Genomic DNA, 19767 nt, shown 5'->3' on the forward strand with positions numbered 1-19767 from the left:
TTGATTGATATGAAAAAACAAACTAGGAGCATAGCTTCTAGTTTGTACTTATTTAAATATTGGGGGATGAAATATGAATGTTTTAGTAATTGGCCGCGGTGGGCGTGAGCATGCTTTAGCTTGGAAGTTTGCACAATCTGAAAAAGTAGAAAAGGTATATGTAGCACCAGGTAATGAAGGTATGCGTGATGTTGCAACACCAATTGATATTGATGAAAATGATTTTGATGCATTAGTTTTATTTGCGAAAGAGAATCATGTTGAGTTAACTTTCGTTGGACCAGAAATTCCACTTATGAATGGAATTGTTGATCGTTTTAAAGAAGAGGGACTTCGCGTATTTGGTCCGAATCAAGCGGCTGCTGTTATTGAAGGTAGTAAAGCTTTTACAAAAGAGCTTATGAAAAAATATAATATTCCAACTGCAGCGTACGAAACTTTTACAGACTATGAAGAAGCAGTAAAGTACATTGAAAAGGTTGGTGCACCAATTGTTATTAAGGCAGACGGTTTAGCGGCTGGTAAAGGTGTAACGGTAGCAATGACACTTGAAGAGGCATTACAAGCTGTGAAAGAAATGCTGCAAGATGTAAAGTTCGGGGAAGCGAGTAAGAAAGTTGTTATTGAAGAGTTTTTAGATGGACAAGAATTTTCATTAATGGCATTTGTGAATGGAACAACTGTACATCCGATGGTAATTGCACAAGATCATAAACGAGCTTTTGATGGTGATAAAGGTCCAAATACTGGCGGAATGGGTGCATATTCTCCAGTACCACAAATTTCGGAGTCAGCAGTTCAAGAGGCGATTGAAACGGTGTTACATCCAACTGCTAAAGCGATGATCCAAGAAAATCGATCGTTTACAGGAATTTTATATGCGGGACTTATTTTAACAAATGATGGTCCAAAGGTAATTGAATTTAATGCACGTTTTGGCGATCCTGAAACTGAAGTTGTATTACCCCGTTTAGAAAATGATTTAGTGGATGTATGTAACGCTGTATTAGATGAAAGTGAGTTAACGTTACAATGGTCAGAGGAATCGGTAATTGGTGTTGTGCTTGCTTCGAAAGGATACCCGGAAGCATATAAAAAAGGTGAAATTATTAAAGGGCTAGATGCATTGCAAGATGTAATTGTTTTCCATGCGGGTACAGCAATGAAACATGGTGACTTTGTGACAAACGGTGGCCGTGTACTATTTGTTGCTTGTAAGGCGAATAGTTTACAAGAAGCAAAAGATAAAGTATATAAAGAAATCGGTAAAATTGAGAGTGATGGTCTATTTTACCGAAGTGATATAGGATATCGTGCAATTGGGCATGAGATGACGAGAAATTAATATGTGAAAAATCCCGCTGATTCCTCAGCGGGATTTTTTATGCATCTTTATCCTTTTTTAATTTCCCTTTTTGCTTTGCCATTTCTCGAAGTAAATATTCGATGTGTGCATTGACGCTACGAAACTCATCATTCGCCCATTTTTCGATGACTGCGTGTAATTCAGGATCAATACGTAATGGAAAGCTTTTCTTTTTAGCCATAAGGATTTACAACCTTTTAGTATAGGCTTCCTGTATTAATAACTGGTTGCGCACCTTTGTCTGAAACGATGGCAACTAATAAGTTGTTCACCATATTTGCTTTACGCTCGTCATCGAGTTCTAGTACGCCTTCTTCATCTAACATATGGATTGAATCTTTTGCCATCTTCACAGCACCTTCAACAATCTCTTTTCTAGCAGCTAATACTGCTTTTGCTTGTTGACGTTGTAGCATTGCATGGGCAATTTCTGTTGCGTAAGCTAAATGTGTTAAACGAGTTTCTAATACTTCTACGCCAGCAATTTCAAGGCGTGCTTCTAACTCGCGTTTTAATTCTTCAGAGATTTCTTCAGTGTTTCCACGTAACGTAATGCAAGTTTCATCTTGAAAATTGTCATAAGGATATTTCGTTGCAACGTGGCGGATTGCCGTTTCGCTTTGAATTTCTACAAATCGATCATAATGTTCAACGCCGAACATTGCTTTTGCAGAATCAACAACCTTATATACGATAACAGCTGCAATTTCAATTGGGTTGCCGTCGACATCATTTACTTTTAATTTTTTACTATTAAAGTTTTCAACACGTAACGATACAGTTTGACGGAACGCGAACGGAATCGTTAAAAATAAACCGTTTTGACGAATTGTTCCTAAATAATTACCGAAAAACGTAATGACTTTTGCTTGATTTGGCTGAACAATCCCGATACCTGTAGCAAGAACTGCAGCTAAAATAATAGTTAATGCTGCTCCTATGAAAATTTCTTGTACAAGGAAAAATACACCGATAGCGGCTAAAATTAAAATTCCAATAATCCCAAGAAAACCATTAACGTAAAATACTTGTTTTTCTTTCATATGATCGCCTCCTGATATAAAAATGATATCACTTTTATATCATTTTAAGCAAGGGGTTTACACCTAATTTTCTGAATTTTATTGATTATTTATATTTAAATACTTAAAATGGGAATGTATGTTCTGTTTCGTGGTAAAATAAAGAAGACTTAACCGCCCACTGCAGCAGCTAAGTCCCTTTGAGAGCATCTTGCATCGTGACAAATGATTCAAAGCGGTTTTGCCAGGATTATATCTTCAATCGCTGACTCAATCTCTTTGTCAGAAGCGTCATAACTTCCATTTGACTGTGGTTTGTCGTGATTGGAGGTTTGATTCGCTTCTTCTTTAGTATGTCCCTTTTTAGCAAAATCCATGCTAGGCATTTTAAATGCCCCCATGTTCATGTATTTTCCGAATTTCCACATTTCAACAATAGGGCAGAAACGAACAATTCCCTCTGCAACTTTCATTGCACCAATCCATAGCAAAATGTTAGACCAAGTGCACCAAGGTTTGCGCACGAGTTTCGTTGCACTACAACCGAAGAGGACAAGTCCGAGTGTAATTCGAATTAGGGCATTTATTGTACCGATATTTTGCTTCATTAGAAAAACACTCCTTTTATGAAAGTTGAAATAGATAATACTATTTCTTTTATTAGTATCCCTTTTGATTTTTCGGATATGTAATCCAACATTTGACGTGGAAAAAGATGTTGGATTGTGCGTGTGTGTAAGTCGCTTTTTTTGTTATAATGAAAGAATGCATAAAAGGAACTTCAAAATTAAATCCTCTAGTTTAAAAAATATGGAAGAGGTAATTCCAAACTTAATTCTCCGTTTTAAACAAATATTTAAGATGAAGTTAAAACAATAATGATGAAAATAAACTGTTATTTTAAACAGAAATATATACAACTTGAGAAAAGAAAGGGTGTTTTCATGTACGATATTTCCGGATGGAAACATGTATTTAAGCTTGATCCGAATAAGGAATTAAGTGACGAACATTTAGAAATGATTTGTGAGTCTGGAACAGATGCTGTTATTGTAGGCGGAAGTGATGGGGTGACAATTGATAATGTACTACACATGCTAGTTAGCATTCGTAGATATGCAGTTCCTTGTGTGTTAGAGGTTTCTGATGTGGAAGCAATTACACCAGGATTCGATTTTTATTATATCCCAAGCGTTTTAAATAGCCGAAAGGTGGAATGGGTAACAGGCGTTCATCATGAGGCTTTGAAAGAATTTGGGGATATTATGGATTGGGACGAAATTTTTATGGAAGGATATTGTGTTTTAAATCCTGAAGCGAAAGTAGCCCAGCTTACAGATGCAAAGTGTGATGTAACAGAAGATGATGTGATTGCATACGCGCGTTTAGCAGACAAGCTATTACGTTTACCGATATTTTATTTAGAATATAGCGGTACGTATGGAGATGTTGAACTTGTTAAAAATGTGAAAGCAGAATTGAAACAAGCTAAGTTATATTATGGCGGCGGTATTTCTAATGCTGAACAGGCGAAGGAAATGGCGCAGCATGCTGATACAGTAGTTGTCGGAAATATTATTTATGATGATATAAAAGCAGCGTTAAAAACGGTTAAAGCAGTAAAAGGAGAGTAGGTGCAGGCGTATATGAGTATGACAGATAGATTATTAAATGGTTTAAATCCGCAGCAACAAAAAGCAGTACAAACAACGAACGGACCACTTCTATTAATGGCAGGCGCAGGCAGTGGTAAAACACGTGTGTTAACACATCGTATTGCGTATTTACTTGGTGAAAAAGGAGTAGCACCATGGAATGTACTAGCTATTACCTTTACAAATAAAGCCGCTCGTGAAATGCGCGAGCGTATTGATACACTTGTCGGACCAGAAGCTGAAGATATTTGGATTTCTACGTTCCACTCTATGTGTGTACGTATTTTACGACGTGATATCGATCGCATTGGTATTAATCGTAATTTTACAATTTTAGATTCAGGTGATCAGTTAACTGTAGTCAAAAAAATTATGAAAGAGCGCAATATTGATCCGAAGAAATTTGAACCGCGCTCTATTTTAGCTGGTATTAGTAATGCGAAAAATGAATTGTTATCTGCGGATAAATATGCAAAGAAAATTACAATTGCTGATCCATATGAAAAATTAACGAGCGATGTATATACAGAATATCAAAAACGTCTTTTGAAAAATAACTCACTAGACTTTGATGATTTAATTATGACGACGATTCAACTATTTGAACGTGTTCCAGAAGTGCTAGAGTTTTATCAGCGTAAATTCCAGTATATTCACGTGGATGAGTATCAAGATACGAACAAAGCGCAGTACCTTCTTGTTAAACATTTGGCAGCACGTTTTAAAAATTTATGTGTTGTAGGTGACTCAGATCAGTCAATTTATCGCTGGCGTGGTGCGGACATTTCTAACATTTTGTCATTTGAAAAAGATTATGAGAATGCGCAAGTTATTCTGTTAGAACAAAATTATCGTTCGTCACAAAATATTTTAAATGCAGCGAATGCTGTCATTGAAAGAAATACGAATCGTAAACCGAAGAAATTATGGACAGATAATGAAGTTGGAAGCAAAATCTCTTACTATCGTGCTGCAACGGAAAAGGACGAAGCATACTTTGTGGCGAAAAAAATTCGCGACGATATTCAAATGGGAAAACGAAAATATACTGATTTTGCAGTGTTATATCGTACAAATGCGCAGTCTCGTATGGTCGAGGAGATTTTCCTGAAATCTAATATTCCTTACAAAATTGTCGGCGGTACGAAGTTCTACGACCGTAAAGAGATTAAAGACATTTTGGCGTATTTACGCTTAATTGGTAATCCAGATGATGAGATTAGTTTCGCACGTATTATTAACGTGCCAAAGCGTGGAATTGGTGCGACTTCTATCGACAAAATTATTAATTACGGTGTACAAAATGGAATTTCATTAACAGCTGTATTCGATGAGATTGAGCATGTTGGAGTAAGTGCAAAGGTTACAAAGGCAGTAAAGGAATTCGCAGGTTTATTACACAACTGGGTAAATATGCAAGAGTATTTATCTGTTACAGAATTGGTAGAAGAAGTTATTGAGAAAACAGGTTATCGCGATATGTTGAAAAATGAGCGTACGTTAGAAGCAGAAGGTCGTCTAGAGAACTTAGATGAGTTTTTATCTGTTACGCAAACATTTGAATCTCAAAGCGAAGATAAGAGTCTTGTTGCATTCTTAACAGACTTAGCACTTGTTGCAGATATTGATCGTGTAGATGAAGACCCAACTGCTGGTGAGGAAGTTATTTTAATGACGATGCATTCAGCGAAAGGATTAGAATTCCCAGTTGTCTTTATTGTTGGTTTAGAGGAAGGAATATTCCCGCATACTCGTTCTCTAATGGAAGAAGATGAAATGCAAGAAGAGCGTCGTCTTGCTTATGTAGGTATTACTCGTGCAGAAGAAGAGTTGTATTTATCTAATGCACAAATGCGTACTTTATTTGGTAGAACAAGTATGAATGCCGCATCTCGATTTATTACAGAAATCCCGACAGAACTAGTGGAATCATTAAATGAAACAGCGCCGAAGCGTGAAACTTCGTTTGGTGCAAAAGGAAGAGTGGCAAGTAGCAGTAAAACGACAACTACAACTACAACTACAACACGTTCTCGCTCAGCTTTCGCGCGTCCTGCAGCTAAGACGACAGGTGGCGAACAAATCGGCTGGGCAGTAGGCGATAAAGCTTCCCACCAAAAATGGGGAATCGGTACAGTTGTAAGTGTAAAAGGTGAAGGTGATGCAAAAGAATTAGATATTGCGTTCCCAAGCCCAATTGGTGTTAAACGCTTGTTAGCAAAATTTGCACCTGTGACGAAACAATAGGAAAGGAATGAGGATATGTCAAAAGAGATAGCAAAAAAACGTATAGAAGAACTACGTGATTTGTTAAATACATTTAACTATCAATATCACGTGTTAGACAATCCTTCTGTTTCTGATGCGGAGTATGACCGTAATATGCAGGAGCTTATAAAATTAGAAGCAGAGAACCCAGAGTTTATGAGTGAAGATTCTCCCTCCGTTCGCGTTGGGGGAACGGTTCTTGATATATTTGAAAAAGTAACACACAAGTCACCGATGTTAAGTTTGGGAAATGCATTTAACGAAGGAGATTTACGTGATTTTGACCGACGAGTACGTCAAGGAATTGATGATGCGAATGTAAGATATATATGCGAATTAAAAATTGACGGACTTGCAGTTTCACTTCATTATGAAAAAGGACGCTTCATTCAAGGGGCAACACGTGGTGATGGTGTAACAGGTGAAGATATTACTCAAAATTTAAAAACGATTAAAGCAATCCCGCTTCGTTTAAATGAAGAAGTAACGTTAGAAGTACGAGGCGAAGCTTACATGCCGAAGCGTTCATTCGTTAAGTTAAATGAAGAAAAAGAGCAAAATGGTGAAGATGTATTTGCAAATCCGCGTAATGCGGCAGCAGGTTCAATCCGCCAACTTGATCCGAAAATTGCAGCGAAGCGTAACTTATCTATGTTTGTATACGGTCTTGCGAATGTAGAAGAAAAAACAATCCTATCACATAGTGAATCGCTTGATTTCTTAGGTGAACTTGGATTCAAAACAAATCCAAATCGACGCACATGTGAAACAATTGAAGAAGTTATAGCTTATGTAGAAGAATGGCAAGAAAAACGTCCGCATCTTGATTATGAGATTGACGGGATCGTTATAAAAGTAGATGATGTTGCTCTTCAAGAAAGTCTAGGCACTACAGCAAAGAGTCCAAGATGGGCAATTGCTTATAAATTCCCAGCTGAAGAAGTTGTAACAAGATTAACAGGCATTGAATTAAGTGTTGGTCGTACAGGGGTTGTAACACCGACTGCAGAGCTAGAGCCAGTGCGAGTGGCTGGTACGATCGTTCGTCGTGCTTCTTTACATAACGAAGATTTAATTCGTGAAAAAGATATTCGAATTGGTGACTACGTTGTTGTGAAGAAGGCTGGAGATATTATTCCTGAAGTTGTGAATGTTATTTTCGATAAGCGTACTGGTGAGGAAGAAGAATATCATATGCCAACGCATTGCCCAGCATGTGAGAGTGAACTAGTTCGTTTAGAAGAAGAGGTAGCACTTCGTTGTATAAATCCAACTTGTCCTGCTCAAATTCGAGAAGGGTTAATCCATTTCGTTTCAAGAAATGCAATGAATATTGATGGACTTGGAGAACGTGTCATTACACAACTCTTTGAGGCAGATTATATTCGTACATTTGCTGATTTATATTCGTTGACGAAAGAGCAATTATTACAGCTAGAACGATTTGGAGAAAAATCAGCAACGAATTTAGTACAAGCAATTGAAAATTCTAAAGAAAACTCATTAGAGCGATTATTATTCGGTCTTGGTATTCGCCATGTTGGAGCGAAAGCGGCACGTACATTTGCAGAGCATTTCGAAACGATGGATGCGCTTGTGAAGGCAACGGAAGAAGAACTAAAAGCAATTAATGAAATTGGTGAAAAAATGGCTCAATCCGTAGTAACGTATTTCGATAATGAAGACGTATTAGAGTTATTACAACAATTTAAAGAATACGGCGTGAACATGACATATAAAGGCATGAAAATTGCTGATTTACAAAACGTTGAGTCGTACTTCGCAGGAAAAACTGTCGTTTTAACAGGGAAATTAGAAGTTATGGGACGTAGTGAAGCGAAGAAAAAGATTGAGGCATTAGGTGGAAAAGTAACAGGAAGTGTTAGTAAAAGTACAGATTTAGTTGTTGCAGGTGAAGCGGCAGGTTCGAAATTAGCACAAGCGGAGAAACATAATGTCGAGGTTTGGAATGAAGAGAGGTTCTTACAAGAGCTAAATAAGTAAGAGGTGCAAACTTACCATGAAAAAAATAGCATTAGCGGTATTAAGCCTTGGCCTACTTGTAAGTGGGTGTAGTGCAGGTGCTGATAAAGATGAAAAAGTGGTTGAGAAATCGGGGAAAGCAAAAGAGCAAGCAATCGTCCCGAATTACTCTATTTCGGATGAATATTATAAGACGACTATTCCATTTGAGGGAGGAAACGCACGTGGCTTAGTTGTGCAAGGAGTAAGTAATCGTCTTGATATAGATGAATTTGAAACAGGATTAATGCGTATTGCGAAAGAATCATTTAGTACGAAAGATAATGTTTTCAAAGGCGGAAAATCCCTAACTACTCAGTATATACAGATGCTTGTTAAAAGAAAACGTACAGATGCAGAACAAAAGGAACTAGAAGATACATTAAAAAAAGATGCGGTTAAATTCCCGAACATAGGGTTAAATCCTGCATTAGGTACAGGATCCGAATCATTAGAAGTGAAAAATAAAAAAAATCCAATATATATTTCAAATATTTTAGAGCATGATTATTATGTGAACAAAGGCGAAAAAGATGAGCGTAGTGGCATTGTAGTTGGATTAGCAATGAATTCGGTTCATTATTATGAGGAAGAGCATGGGTACCCGCGTGAGGCTGCAATTTCGAATGAAAAGATGTTAGCTGAAGGGAAAAAAATGGTGCCAGAAATCTTGAAAGTTATGCATCAACAAGATCCTGAGACAAAAAACCTTCCGATAACATTTGCAATTTATCGTCAGGCTCCGAAGTCTTCGCTCGTGCCAGGTAACTTTGTTTCTTATGCGAATGTCGAAAAAGGTAGTGAAACGGTTGAGGATTGGAAACAAATTAATGAGAAATATTATTTGTTCCCATCTGAACAAGCGAAAACAGATAATAAACGTGAAGACTTGGCGAGAGTATCAAACTTCAAGGCAAAATTAAGCGATTATTTCCAAGGTGACTATACAGCTGTTATCGGTACTGGTATGTATAGAGACGATGAATTAAGAGAAATAAAGCTTGATATTCCTGTCCAGTTTAATGGGAAAGCAGAAATAATTGGCTTTACACAATATGTAGCCGGGCTTGTTATGGAATACTTCCCGAATTATATGAAAGTACAAGTAACGATTAAATCTGTAGAACGTCCAGAAGCGATTATTATACGTGAGGCGAAGCAAGATGAGCCGTATGTGAAAATTTTAGATTAAATAGAAGGGCCGTTCCTTTATGGAACGGCTTTTTTTCTTGGGTAATTTTGTTATAATTTAAAATGTTATAAATAATGGGGTAAGGGGTAAAGCGCATGGACGAATTAAGTTTTCAAGTCATTATTTTATTAATCGCATTCGGTTTTTTAGCAGCTTTTATTGATTCAGTTGTTGGCGGTGGAGGGTTAATTTCGCTTCCGGCACTTATGTTTGTTGGTTTACCGCCAGCTTCGGCAATTGCAACGAATAAATTAGCTGCAACGATGGGGACGTTTACGAGTGCGATTTACTTTATTCGATCGGGAAAGGTCGATTTTAAAATTGTAGGAAAGTTAATCCCGTTAACTGTTATAGGAGCAGTAGCAGGTGCTTTAGTAGTAAAGTTTATTCCTCCAGATATTTTACGTCCGTTAGTGCTTGTAATGTTGGTATTTATTGCTATTTATATTATTGCGAAAAAGGATTGGGGAAGTGTGTCTACCTATAAGAAGATGACGAAAAGAAAAACATTAATATTTTTCTTTGTTATTTTAATGATAGGGTTTTACGATGGATTTTTTGGACCAGGGACGGGATCTTTTTTAATTTTTGCATTTTTATTAATTGGTTTGGATTTTATTCAAGCGGCAGCATCTGGAAAACTTTTGAACTTTGTTAGTAATATCGTATCGTTAATCACTTTTTTATTTTTAGACGTAATTCATTTTGAATACGGTATTATTATGGGGTTATCGATGATTTTTGGCGCTTATTTTGGATCGAAGTTTGCAGTTCAAAAAGGTGTTGGATATGTAAGGACTTTATTTTTGTTAGTAACTATTTTATTGATTAGCAAAAACGTTTTGGAATATACTCATATTTTGTAGAGTTATACATTTGTATAACTCTGTTTTTTTATTATATTTTAAAAATTAATTAATTTTTAAAATATAAGTCTAGGAATATTTGAATAAATCTAAATTATCGTGTAGAATAATGTTGTAAAATGTAAACGTTTTTCTAAGGGGAGGCTAAAAATAATGGTAGTAGCATACAAACATGAGCCATTTACAGATTTTTCAGTGGAGGCTAACAAATTAGCGTTTGAAGAAGGTTTAAAGAAAGTAGAATCTTATCTTGGGCAAGACTATCCATTAATTATTGGGGGAGAAAAAATCACTACAGAAGACAAAATTGTTTCTGTAAACCCTGCAAATAAAGAGGAACTTGTTGGTCGTGTTTCAAAAGCAAGCCGTGAGTTAGCTGAAAAAGCAATGCAAGTAGCGGATGAAACATTCCAAACTTGGAGAAAATCAAAGCCAGAAATGCGTGCAGACATTTTATTCCGTGCTGCAGCGATCGTTCGTCGTAGAAAACATGAATTCTCTGCTATTCTTGTAAAAGAAGCAGGTAAACCATGGAATGAGGCAGATGCTGATACAGCAGAAGCAATCGACTTTATGGAATATTATGGTCGTCAAATGTTGAAATTAAAAGACGGAATTCCAGTAGAAAGCCGTCCAATTGAATATAATCGTTTCTCTTACATTCCATTAGGAGTAGGTGTTATCATTTCTCCTTGGAATTTCCCATTCGCAATTATGGCAGGTATGACAACAGCTGCTTTAGTTTCTGGTAACACAGTATTACTAAAACCAGCTAGTACAACTCCTGTAGTAGCAGCGAAATTCATGGAAGTATTAGAAGAAGCTGGCTTACCAGCTGGCGTAGTAAACTTCGTACCAGGTAATGGTTCTGAAGTTGGTGACTACTTAGTAGATCACCCTCGTACACGTTTCATTAGCTTCACTGGATCTCGTGATGTAGGTATCCGTATTTATGAGCGCGCGGCGAAAGTAAACCCAGGCCAAATTTGGTTAAAACGCGTTATCGCTGAAATGGGCGGTAAAGATACAATCGTTGTTGATAAAGAAGCAGATCTTGAATTAGCAGCTAAATCTATCGTTGCATCAGCATTCGGATTCTCAGGACAAAAATGTTCTGCATGTTCTCGTGCAGTAATCCACGAAGATGTATACGATCACGTATTAAATCGTGCTGTTGAATTAACGAAAGAATTAACAGTTGCTAACCCAGCTGTATTAGGTACAAACATGGGTCCTGTTAATGACCAAGCTGCATTTGATAAAGTAATGAGCTATGTTGCAATTGGTAAAGAAGAAGGTAGAATTTTAGCAGGTGGCGAAGGAGACGATTCTAAAGGCTGGTTCATCCAACCAACAATCGTTGCTGACGTTGCAGAAGATGCTCGCTTAATGAAAGAAGAAATCTTCGGACCAGTAGTAGCATTCTGTAAAGCAAAAGACTTTGACCATGCACTTGCAATTGCAAACAATACAGAATACGGTTTAACAGGAGCAGTTATCTCTAACAACCGTGACCATATTGAAAAAGCACGTGAAGACTTCCATGTAGGTAACTTATACTTCAACCGTGGATGTACTGGTGCAATCGTAGGATACCAACCATTCGGTGGCTTTAACATGTCTGGTACAGACTCTAAAGCTGGTGGCCCTGACTACTTAGCGCTTCACATGCAAGCAAAAACTACTTCTGAAACTTTATAAGAAATAGTAGAAGAGATCTTCGCAGTCTGCGAAGATCTCTTTTTTTTGAAAAACTTTCTATATGTGGAGTAAGATAGGTGTCAGTAGAAAAACTGATTAAGTATTAAGGTTTATTTCAGTAAAATAAGGTATATTATATTTGTTGAATAGATTCTCTTTAAAGAGAAGAAAAGTAGGTGAACAAAGTGGGAAAATATCAATTGGATTACAAAGGTCAGGTAGCTGTCGCAAAGTTCCATGAAAAACAGACGCCTGTCAAATTTGATAAAAAGCAGCAAATTGAAAAATTGCGTGCGGAGTATTTGAAAAAGAAACAAAAACAAACAGATAAATAATAGGGGAAACTAGTTCGAATTTAAAATGCTATATATTACCATTAGGCAAGTGGAACTAGCTAAACCCTATTCATATCGGGATAAACATGTAAATAGAAATAAAACAATGAGAAAAGTTGACTTATTAGTCACATTTTTTTGTATTCATTTTAAGGATTTCCTGTATAATACAATTTGAAAGAAAATCTATGGTTTGACAAGAAACACTCTTTTCGGTTTTGCTCACTGAAGAGAGTGTTTTTTTGTAGCTAAAAACTCCTCTGTACTCATTACATTTGCATATACGCCATTTAAACTAGCTAAAATTGTATTATGAATATAAACAGCGGGTATCGTAGCATTCTTAAAAGAAAGATCTTTTGTCGCACAAGCATCATGTATAACAGTACATTGCAAGCCGAAATCAAAGGCAGCCCTTACGGTAGCATCAATACACATATGAGTCATCATCCCGCATATGACGAGGTGCTCAATATTTAAACGTTGTAATTGCTCTAGAAGATCGGTTTCGCGAAAACTATTTGGATAATGTTTGAGTATAACGGTTTCTTCTTTAAGTGGGCGTACGCTTTCATGAATATGTACACCTTCTGTATTGGGTAGGAAAAAAGTAGCGTCCTCTTTTATTGCTACATGTTGGATATGAAAAATAGGTTCGTTTTTCGTTCTAAAGAATTGTAATAGCTGACTAGCATATTCGCTTGCTTCTACTGGATTACGCAATTCCATTTTTCCATGTGGAAAATAATCATTTTGAATATCAACGAGTAAAAGAGCCGTTTTCATATATTTACCTTCCTCCAATTTCATATTCAAATAATGGTATTCAATTAGTAGAGAAGATTATCCTTTTAAAAAATATGCAAGAGGAGAATTTTACATAACTTTAAAGATTACTATTTTTTCTTGAATTTTTCATCTGAAAATTTTAATAAAGAAATAATTAATATTTTTCTAAAAAATGTATTGACTCTTATTATTCTGAGTTCTATAATGAGAATTAATTAAACGATAATTAAATCGATACATTCTTATCCAGAGAGGTGGAGGGACTGGCCCTACGATACCTCAGCAACGGGTTTTTTAATACCGTGCTAACTCCAGCAAGCCTATGAAAGGCTTGGAAGATGAGAAGATGTGACCGAGTACATATAAGTGCTCTCCTTCTTATCTTTATGGTTGATAAGAAGGAGAGCACTTTTTATTTTACCTCGAAAGCTCTACTTCAAGTTTTTACAGCATATAGGAGGGGGAAAAATGATTTCTTTTAATAATGTAAGTAAAGTATATGAATCAGGTGGGCAATCTGTTCATGCGGTGGAGGATGTAACGTTATCAGTTGAGAAAGGCGAAATTTTTGGCATTATCGGTTTTAGTGGCGCTGGAAAGAGTACATTATTACGCCTAGTAAACATGTTAGAGAGACCAACGGCAGGAACGATTTCAATAGATGATAAAGATATTACATCATTATCGACGAAAGAATTACGGAAGCTAAGACAAAGAATCGGGATGATTTTTCAAAACTTTAATTTATTTAATTCAAGAACAGTGTTTGGGAATATTGCTTATCCATTAAAGTTAGCAAAAGTACCAAAGAATGAAATAAAAGAAAGAGTAAATGAATTGCTGAAGTTTGTAGGGTTAGAAGATAAAGCAAACAATTACCCAGAGCAGCTATCAGGCGGACAAAAGCAGCGTGTAGGTATCGCTAGAGCACTCGCAACATCACCAGATATTCTTATATGTGATGAGGCAACATCAGCTTTAGATCCAGAAACAACGACAGAAATTCTAAACTTATTAAAGAAAGTAAATCGAGAATATAATTTAACAATTCTTCTTATTACACATGAAATGCATGTTGTGAAAGAAATTTGTCACCGTGTAGCTGTAATGGAAAAAGGAAAAGTTATTGAAGAAGGAAAACTGTTTGATGTTTTCACACAACCAAAAACAACGACGACTCAAAACTTTGTACGTTCTGTTATTAATGATCATTTACCGGAAAGTGTTTTAGCGAAAATTCAAAATGGTGGTCAGATTTATCGTCTAACATTTACTGGTGAGGAGACAGGACAGCCGGTACTATCATATATCGCAAAAAACTATAATGTCGATGTAAATGTACTGTACGGAAATATTATTGAACTTCAAAATGTGCTATTTGGAAATCTTCTTGTAGAATTGCAAGGTGAACAGAGGGAAATTCAAAAAGCATTACAACATCTAAGGCTGCAAGTGCAGCTGAAGGAGGTAGAAGCTCATGCGAGTTGATTGGAGTATATTTTGGCCGCGCATATTAGATGCGACGGGGGATACCCTCTTAATGGTAATTGTAACCCTTATATTCGCTACAATTCTTGGTATACCTCTAGGTTTACTTTTATATGTAACGAGAAAAGGAAACTTTTTAGAAAATAAATGGGTCTTTTCTATTCTTAATATCATCATTAATACAATTCGTCCAATTCCATTCATCATATTCTTAGTAGCTTTAAGCCCGCTAACAAGAAGTGTTATCGGAACGACAATTGGAACGGCGGCAGCAATTTTTCCAATGACGTTAGTTGCATCAATTGGTATCGCTAGAATGGTTGAAACAAATCTTGTTTCTGTTCCGAAAGGGGTAATTGAAGCAGCGCAAGCGATGGGTGCTTCACCAATTAGAATTGTTTTTGAAATCCTTGTACCAGAAGCGTTAGCACCATTAATTTTAGGTGTTACATTTATGACAGTTGGTTTAATTGAATTTTCTGCGGTTGCTGGGCTTGTCGGTGGCGGCGGTCTTGGTGATTTAGCAATGACATATGGTTATCAACGTTTTGATACATCAGTTATGTTCGTAACGGTCGTTTTACTTATCATTCTTGTACAGTTAGCTCAAAACTTAGGAAACTACTTTGCGAAAGTCTTTTTACGCAGATCATAAAAAGGAAGCGGGGAAAAGGAAATGAAGAAAATTTTAGCATTTGCATTATCAGCGATTGTAGGGGTTTCAGCATTAAGCGGCTGCTCAAGTGGAGACACAGGGGCAGGAGCGAAAGAAAAAGTAGTTCGCGTCGGTGTAACTGGAACGGATGGAGACGCTTGGGAAATTTTGAAGAGGAAAGCTGAAAAAGAAGGAATTAAAATTAAACTGGTTGAGTTCTCTGATTACACAACGCCAAATAAAGCGTTAGCTGATGGAGATATTGAATTAAATTCATTCCAGCATATTGCATTCTTAGAGCAATTTAAAAAGGAGCATAAGCTAGATATTACAGCTGTTGGTACAACGCAAATTGCACCAATGGGTTTATACTCTGAAAAACATAAGAAAGCAAATGAAATTCCAGATGGTTCAGAAATTGCGATTCCAAATGATCCAACGAACCAAGCACGTGCATTAAAACTTCTTGATGCAGCTGGGTTATTAAAGCTTAAAAAAGACTTTGGTCTATTTGGAGATCCAAGCGGCATTGCTGAAAATCCGAAGAAGTTAAAAATTACACCGGTTATCGCACAGCAAACACCTCGTGTATTAAAAGATGTAGCAGCTTCAGTTATTAATAACGGTGTTGCTGGTCAAGCTGGATTAGATCCAGCGAAGGATCCAATTTTCTTAGAAGATCCAAAGAATGAAAATGCGAAGCCATATATTAATATTTTCGCAGCTCGTACGAAAGATAAAGATGATCCAACACTGAAAAAAGTAATTGAATTATATCATTCAAAAGAAGTAACAGATGCAATTAAGAAAGAAACAAATGATGGTTCAATTTCAGTAGATCTTTCACTTGATGAGCTTGAAAAAATCGTAAAATAATGATTGGGTTTAATGGACTAACAGAAGGAACCCCTCCGCTGTTAGTTCGTTCAACATATAATCTACTTAACAAACAAAACAACCCTAATTCTGTACCTTCCAATTCTGTATAACATAGAATCCAATGTTTGTTAAGTAGAGTAATGGACCAGGAGTTTTCCTGGTCTTTTTTATGAATGAAAGTAGCTAGCGAATAGTAAGGTAATCCAAATTATAATAGGATAAGAAAATAAGCTGAAAGCGAGTGTAATTAAGAATTTATTTTTATGAATTAAGTGTTTTTGGGATAAAAAAAAGAAAATAGAAAAGATGGCAATGAAAACTGCGGATATTACGCCAGGGTTATAAGAACGGTAAATGAAAAACAAAATAATATGTTGAACAGAGTTGAAGAAAATTGCCCCTTGTATAAAAATAATCCAGTATATAGAAGACAAGATGTTTATTTGATATAGAAAGACGATAAGTAAAACAAAGAGAGTCAATATAGAAATCGCAATGGAAAATTGTTGACTAGTTATAAAAGTAATTGAAAATTGATTAGCAAGATATTGTGGCATTTGGAAAGATTCTTCAAGGTTATGAATGAGAAATAACAAGGGAATCTTCCAAAGCATAATAGTGGAATGTTTTTTAAACAACTTACATCACTCCAATATAGAGATAGAAAGCCTAGAAAGGCCCTCTATCCAGAGATGTTCATTCAATTATAATACTTTTCAAATTATCTTCACGATGCCCTTGTTCTTTCGGATAAGCAGCTAGCTCCTCTTGTAAAATATTTAGTATTTGCTTAGCTGATTGCTGGATTGGGGCAGGTAACTCTTCTAATATATGCATACCTACTTTTATTTTTGTACGGATGACTTTCCTTAGTAGTTCTTCATGCATGTACGACACCTCCAAAACGAATGTTTAGTACATCATCTTCAAATTTTGCTCCTTGAATAGAAAGGTGTGTTAACGTTTTGGGTAATGTGATGTTTCGTTTAACAGAACCAGCACGAATGATAAGCTCGTCACCTTTTTGATTTAATGCAAGTTCACTTTTGTTAGAGAAGGGAATGGACAGAACGAAAATATACTCATCGCCATCTTTTTTTACATATTGAGTGCGACCGTTAAATTTTACTTCAGTAGGACAATAATCTTTTTTAAATAAAGCATCTCCAACGCGTTCTAACATAGGTAAGCCAACAACTTCTTGTTCAAACATTGGAGCTTCGTAAATAGGAAGTGGATCAAAACTATCTTGAATTAATGTTTTATATTTCTTTTGGGTATCTTTCCATGCTTGAAAATAAGGATCGGTGACAGTGTTAGGAATGACACGATTGATCATAATGGCATCTACGTTATAATCGTATAAATTTAAATACGTAAAGCTGCGCTGTGCTTCTTTAATGACCATTTTTTCGGGATTTACAACGATGCGGATACTCGTTACGTCTCGGTTTGATAAAATATCCCTCATTTCTCCGAGCTGTTCAAGTGTATTTGTTAATTCGTCCATAATATCGTCGGTTGGAAGAGGGACACCAAGGAGTGGTTGGGCTACGGGACGAACGACTTTTAAAACTTTTCTTTTAATAGGGAATAATTTTTCCATCCACCAGCCGAGCATGTCTGGAAAGCTGAGCATGGCTAATGTTTCTCCTGTTGGGGCACAATCAATGATAATAACATCATATGTGTTTTGTTTATAATAATCGAGTACACGAAGTAAGCTAATTAAATCTTCCATACCAGGAAACATCGTTAACTCTTCTGTTGTAATATCATCAGCTGCTTTGGAAGTGAAGAGTAGTGTAATATATTTCTGTAATTTCCCCCAGCCTTTTTCCATTTCATAAATCGTATTAATTTCTTGTGCCCATAGGTTTTCACGAATTTCTAATGGTTCAGAAGATAGTTTTATACCAAATGAATCTCCTAAACTATGAGCTGGGTCTGTGCTCATTACTAAAGTTTTTAATCCTTGTTTTGCGCTTTGAAGTGCAGTTGCCGCTGAAATGCTAGTTTTTCCTACGCCGCCTTTACCTGTATACAAAATAATTCTCATCATTCATATCCCCTTTGTTTCGAGTATCGAATATTACGAGTGGCGAAATAAACGATTGAATAAAAACCCAGCTAGGGTTTTATTCAATCGGAATGTTTTTCATTTTAGGTGTAGAAACTTTTTCTTCTGTTTTTTGTTGTGATGTAGCAATGTGATTCATAATCTTTTGGAAGATCTGTAGTAAAAATGCTTTTTCTTCTTCCGATAATGCTTCTGTTACTAGGCTAAAGTAATGGGCTGCATTTTGTTTTACTTCTTGAACGAGTATTACGCCGTTTTCTGTTAAACGAATTAATACAATACGTCGGTCATTTTCATCACGGTAGCGTTCAATATATCCCTTTTTTACAAGGCGATTTACAACACCTGTCGTTGTACTCATTGGTATATCAAGAAGATCAGCAATTTTCGTCATTGTAATATCTGTATTTCGTTCCATCCAAAGTAAACAAAATACTTCTGTTTTAGAAAGTGTTAAATCTAGGCTTACCCATTCTTCAGGATAGAAAAGTTTCTTGGCGTTATCTAGCAGTAAGTCTAAAAAATGTTCATATTGCAACAATTAATTCCACTCCCGTATATTTCGAGGTTCGTAATATTTGTTTTTATTTTATGTAGAATAGAAATAATTGTCAATGATTTTAATTGTTTTTTCAGATTAGGCAGAAAACTTTCTTTGAAATAGTATTCTTTTATGATAGATTTATAAATATAAAACTAGAATTTACATAAAAATCCATCATGGTAAATATACTTATCTATAATGGATGTACTGCTAACGAGGGGGAGAACGATGAGAAGACGTAATACGCAAGCGTTCACGTTTTTAGCATGGACTTCATTTGTTTGTGCGCTTTCAGGTATGCTAATTGGTATTTATACGCTAGATGAAACGCTTAGTGTAAAAGGATACTATTTAATTGGAACATTATTTTTAACGATGTCTTGTTTTGTATTACAAAAAACAATTCGTGATAATGAAGAAGATAACGAGAGATTTCCGAAAAATAAACCGTTAGATAAAGAGTAAATCGTAAAGAAAGGCGTTTGCCTTTCTTTTTTTATGTAAAAATGGTGTAAGTACCGTGTGTTGACTTGCTTGAAGTACTGAAAATTTGGTATCATCAATAGTATTGTAGATTGAACGATATATTATGGAGGTGGCCTAGCCGTGTCAAGAATTTCCGTTGAGAATGTAAAGCACGTAGCACATTTAGCACGTCTTGCAATTACTGATCAAGAAGCAGAAAAATTTCAAAAACAACTAGATGCAATTGTTACTTTTGCAGAACAGTTAAATGAATTAGATACAACAAACGTAAAACCAACAACTCATGTATTAACTATGAAAAATGTTATGCGTGAAGATGTACCAGAAAAAGGTTTACCAGTAGAAGAAGTATTAAAAAATGCACCGGATCACAAAGATAATCAAATCCGTGTTCCAGCAGTATTAGAATAGAGGAGGGG

At 36.0% G+C, this 19767-nt stretch carries 21 protein-coding genes and 1 riboswitch; of the genes, 13 read left to right on the plus strand and 8 right to left on the minus strand.

Going from position 1 to position 19767, the window contains the following annotated elements; translation table 11 throughout:
- Positions 1-73: 73 nt before the first annotated feature.
- Positions 74-1345 (plus strand): phosphoribosylamine--glycine ligase, encoded by a 1272-nt coding sequence (purD, locus tag ACTFR9_RS20580; protein WP_001101951.1) that lies wholly within the window; start codon positions 74-76, stop codon positions 1343-1345.
- Between the two features lie 37 nt (positions 1346-1382).
- On the opposite strand, the gene ACTFR9_RS20585 is transcribed toward purD, so the two are convergent.
- The 3 genes from ACTFR9_RS20585 to ACTFR9_RS20595 form a co-directional block, all read right to left on the minus strand.
- A complete protein-coding gene (locus ACTFR9_RS20585; RefSeq protein WP_001085171.1) occupies positions 1383-1547 on the minus strand; it encodes a toxin-antitoxin system HicB family antitoxin in 165 nt (54 codons plus the stop codon).
- 16 nt (positions 1548-1563) lie between these two features.
- Entirely contained in the window at positions 1564-2409 is an 846-nt protein-coding gene (locus tag ACTFR9_RS20590) for an SPFH domain-containing protein (RefSeq protein ID WP_000660683.1), read from the minus strand.
- 209 nt (positions 2410-2618) lie between these two features.
- Positions 2619-2996 carry a YgaP family membrane protein gene (locus ACTFR9_RS20595; RefSeq protein ID WP_000812349.1) on the minus strand — a complete coding sequence of 126 codons (378 nt, stop codon included), beginning with the start codon at positions 2994-2996 and terminating at the stop codon, positions 2619-2621.
- Between the two features lie 336 nt (positions 2997-3332).
- On the opposite strand from ACTFR9_RS20595, the gene ACTFR9_RS20600 reads away from it, so the two are divergent.
- From ACTFR9_RS20600 to ACTFR9_RS20630, 7 genes are all read left to right on the plus strand, one after another.
- Positions 3333-4022: a heptaprenylglyceryl phosphate synthase gene (locus ACTFR9_RS20600; RefSeq protein ID WP_000272089.1), complete on the plus strand. Its 690-nt coding sequence runs from the start codon at positions 3333-3335 to the stop codon at positions 4020-4022.
- 12 nt (positions 4023-4034) lie between these two features.
- Positions 4035-6290 carry a DNA helicase PcrA gene (gene pcrA, locus ACTFR9_RS20605; RefSeq protein ID WP_000063034.1) on the plus strand — a complete coding sequence of 752 codons (2256 nt, stop codon included), beginning with the start codon at positions 4035-4037 and terminating at the stop codon, positions 6288-6290.
- Positions 6291-6305: 15 nt separating this feature from the next.
- Complete coding sequence (gene ligA / locus ACTFR9_RS20610; RefSeq protein ID WP_000031446.1) at positions 6306-8315, plus strand: NAD-dependent DNA ligase LigA; 2010 nt, start codon at positions 6306-6308, stop codon at positions 8313-8315.
- Positions 8316-8331: 16 nt separating this feature from the next.
- Positions 8332-9525 carry a CamS family sex pheromone protein gene (locus ACTFR9_RS20615; protein WP_000717039.1) on the plus strand — a complete coding sequence of 398 codons (1194 nt, stop codon included), beginning with the start codon at positions 8332-8334 and terminating at the stop codon, positions 9523-9525.
- 95 nt (positions 9526-9620) lie between these two features.
- A complete protein-coding gene (locus tag ACTFR9_RS20620; protein ID WP_000343966.1) occupies positions 9621-10391 on the plus strand; it encodes a TSUP family transporter in 771 nt (256 codons plus the stop codon).
- 153 nt (positions 10392-10544) lie between these two features.
- Positions 10545-12092: an L-glutamate gamma-semialdehyde dehydrogenase gene (gene pruA, locus ACTFR9_RS20625; protein WP_000259550.1), complete on the plus strand. Its 1548-nt coding sequence runs from the start codon at positions 10545-10547 to the stop codon at positions 12090-12092.
- 176 nt (positions 12093-12268) lie between these two features.
- Positions 12269-12427 carry a hypothetical protein gene (locus ACTFR9_RS20630; protein WP_001045034.1) on the plus strand — a complete coding sequence of 53 codons (159 nt, stop codon included), beginning with the start codon at positions 12269-12271 and terminating at the stop codon, positions 12425-12427.
- Between the two features lie 222 nt (positions 12428-12649).
- On the opposite strand, the gene ACTFR9_RS20635 is transcribed toward ACTFR9_RS20630, so the two are convergent.
- Positions 12650-13213 carry a cysteine hydrolase family protein gene (locus ACTFR9_RS20635; RefSeq protein WP_000844901.1) on the minus strand — a complete coding sequence of 188 codons (564 nt, stop codon included), beginning with the start codon at positions 13211-13213 and terminating at the stop codon, positions 12650-12652.
- Positions 13214-13455: 242 nt separating this feature from the next.
- A riboswitch (SAM riboswitch) is annotated at positions 13456-13561 on the plus strand.
- A 123-nt stretch (positions 13562-13684) separates the two neighbouring features.
- Between ACTFR9_RS20635 and ACTFR9_RS20640 the strand changes: the two genes are divergently transcribed.
- From ACTFR9_RS20640 to ACTFR9_RS20650, 3 genes are read left to right on the plus strand one after another with little or no spacing between them, the layout of a single operon-like run.
- Positions 13685-14704, plus strand: coding sequence for a methionine ABC transporter ATP-binding protein (locus tag ACTFR9_RS20640; protein WP_000622978.1), 1020 nt, complete (start codon positions 13685-13687; stop codon positions 14702-14704).
- A complete protein-coding gene (locus tag ACTFR9_RS20645) occupies positions 14694-15359 on the plus strand; it encodes a methionine ABC transporter permease (RefSeq protein ID WP_001261859.1) in 666 nt (221 codons plus the stop codon). Before ACTFR9_RS20640 ends, ACTFR9_RS20645 begins: the two co-directional genes overlap by 11 nt.
- Positions 15360-15380: 21 nt before the next feature.
- Positions 15381-16235, plus strand: a complete 855-nt coding sequence (locus ACTFR9_RS20650) for a MetQ/NlpA family ABC transporter substrate-binding protein (protein WP_000721603.1) — start codon at positions 15381-15383, stop codon at positions 16233-16235.
- Positions 16236-16405: 170 nt separating this feature from the next.
- On the opposite strand, the gene ACTFR9_RS20655 is transcribed toward ACTFR9_RS20650, so the two are convergent.
- The 4 genes from ACTFR9_RS20655 to ACTFR9_RS20670 all read right to left on the minus strand — a co-directional run bounded on the left by ACTFR9_RS20655 (position 16406) and on the right by ACTFR9_RS20670 (position 18859).
- Positions 16406-16876 carry an HXXEE domain-containing protein gene (locus ACTFR9_RS20655; RefSeq protein ID WP_002163768.1) on the minus strand — a complete coding sequence of 157 codons (471 nt, stop codon included), beginning with the start codon at positions 16874-16876 and terminating at the stop codon, positions 16406-16408.
- Positions 16877-16934: 58 nt separating this feature from the next.
- Complete coding sequence (locus ACTFR9_RS20660; protein WP_000544090.1) at positions 16935-17126, minus strand: DUF3926 domain-containing protein; 192 nt, start codon at positions 17124-17126, stop codon at positions 16935-16937.
- A complete protein-coding gene (locus ACTFR9_RS20665) occupies positions 17119-18300 on the minus strand; it encodes an ArsA family ATPase (RefSeq protein WP_073536198.1) in 1182 nt (393 codons plus the stop codon). Before ACTFR9_RS20665 ends, ACTFR9_RS20660 begins: the two co-directional genes overlap by 8 nt.
- Positions 18301-18376: 76 nt before the next feature.
- Positions 18377-18859, minus strand: coding sequence for a MarR family winged helix-turn-helix transcriptional regulator (locus ACTFR9_RS20670; protein ID WP_000942473.1), 483 nt, complete (start codon positions 18857-18859; stop codon positions 18377-18379).
- A 231-nt stretch (positions 18860-19090) separates the two neighbouring features.
- On the opposite strand from ACTFR9_RS20670, the gene ACTFR9_RS20675 reads away from it, so the two are divergent.
- Together ACTFR9_RS20675 and gatC are read left to right on the plus strand one after the other, a co-directional pair.
- Positions 19091-19327 carry a YiaA/YiaB family inner membrane protein gene (locus ACTFR9_RS20675; protein ID WP_001254393.1) on the plus strand — a complete coding sequence of 79 codons (237 nt, stop codon included), beginning with the start codon at positions 19091-19093 and terminating at the stop codon, positions 19325-19327.
- 141 nt (positions 19328-19468) lie between these two features.
- Positions 19469-19759, plus strand: a complete 291-nt coding sequence (gatC, locus tag ACTFR9_RS20680; RefSeq protein ID WP_000087000.1) for an Asp-tRNA(Asn)/Glu-tRNA(Gln) amidotransferase subunit GatC — start codon at positions 19469-19471, stop codon at positions 19757-19759.
- Positions 19760-19767: the final 8 nt, after the last annotated feature.

Origin of the sequence: Bacillus cereus group sp. MYBK222-1 (genome assembly GCF_051916425.1) — a bacterium.
GTDB lineage: Bacteria > Bacillota > Bacilli > Bacillales > Bacillaceae_G > Bacillus_A > Bacillus_A paranthracis.

What these genes read in the sequence shown, in the direction of transcription:
- ACTFR9_RS20675 (WP_001254393.1), top strand. Translation starts at nt 19,091, where the DNA reads ATGAGAAGACGTAATACGCAAGCGTTCACGTTTTTAGCATGGACTTCA.
- ACTFR9_RS20600 (WP_000272089.1), top strand. Translation starts at nt 3,333, where the DNA reads ATGTACGATATTTCCGGATGGAAACATGTATTTAAGCTTGATCCGAAT.
- ACTFR9_RS20595 (WP_000812349.1), bottom strand. Translation starts at nt 2,996, where the DNA reads ATGAAGCAAAATATCGGTACAATAAATGCCCTAATTCGAATTACACTC.
- ACTFR9_RS20640 (WP_000622978.1), top strand. Translation starts at nt 13,685, where the DNA reads ATGATTTCTTTTAATAATGTAAGTAAAGTATATGAATCAGGTGGGCAA.
- ACTFR9_RS20585 (WP_001085171.1), bottom strand. Translation starts at nt 1,547, where the DNA reads ATGGCTAAAAAGAAAAGCTTTCCATTACGTATTGATCCTGAATTACAC.
- ACTFR9_RS20650 (WP_000721603.1), top strand. Translation starts at nt 15,381, where the DNA reads ATGAAGAAAATTTTAGCATTTGCATTATCAGCGATTGTAGGGGTTTCA.
- ACTFR9_RS20660 (WP_000544090.1), bottom strand. Translation starts at nt 17,126, where the DNA reads ATGCATGAAGAACTACTAAGGAAAGTCATCCGTACAAAAATAAAAGTA.
- ACTFR9_RS20645 (WP_001261859.1), top strand. Translation starts at nt 14,694, where the DNA reads ATGCGAGTTGATTGGAGTATATTTTGGCCGCGCATATTAGATGCGACG.
- ACTFR9_RS20615 (WP_000717039.1), top strand. Translation starts at nt 8,332, where the DNA reads ATGAAAAAAATAGCATTAGCGGTATTAAGCCTTGGCCTACTTGTAAGT.
- purD (WP_001101951.1), top strand. Translation starts at nt 74, where the DNA reads ATGAATGTTTTAGTAATTGGCCGCGGTGGGCGTGAGCATGCTTTAGCT.
- ACTFR9_RS20590 (WP_000660683.1), bottom strand. Translation starts at nt 2,409, where the DNA reads ATGAAAGAAAAACAAGTATTTTACGTTAATGGTTTTCTTGGGATTATT.
- pruA (WP_000259550.1), top strand. Translation starts at nt 10,545, where the DNA reads ATGGTAGTAGCATACAAACATGAGCCATTTACAGATTTTTCAGTGGAG.
- pcrA (WP_000063034.1), top strand. Translation starts at nt 4,035, where the DNA reads ATGAGTATGACAGATAGATTATTAAATGGTTTAAATCCGCAGCAACAA.
- ligA (WP_000031446.1), top strand. Translation starts at nt 6,306, where the DNA reads ATGTCAAAAGAGATAGCAAAAAAACGTATAGAAGAACTACGTGATTTG.
- ACTFR9_RS20665 (WP_073536198.1), bottom strand. Translation starts at nt 18,300, where the DNA reads ATGATGAGAATTATTTTGTATACAGGTAAAGGCGGCGTAGGAAAAACT.
- ACTFR9_RS20620 (WP_000343966.1), top strand. Translation starts at nt 9,621, where the DNA reads ATGGACGAATTAAGTTTTCAAGTCATTATTTTATTAATCGCATTCGGT.
- ACTFR9_RS20635 (WP_000844901.1), bottom strand. Translation starts at nt 13,213, where the DNA reads ATGAAAACGGCTCTTTTACTCGTTGATATTCAAAATGATTATTTTCCA.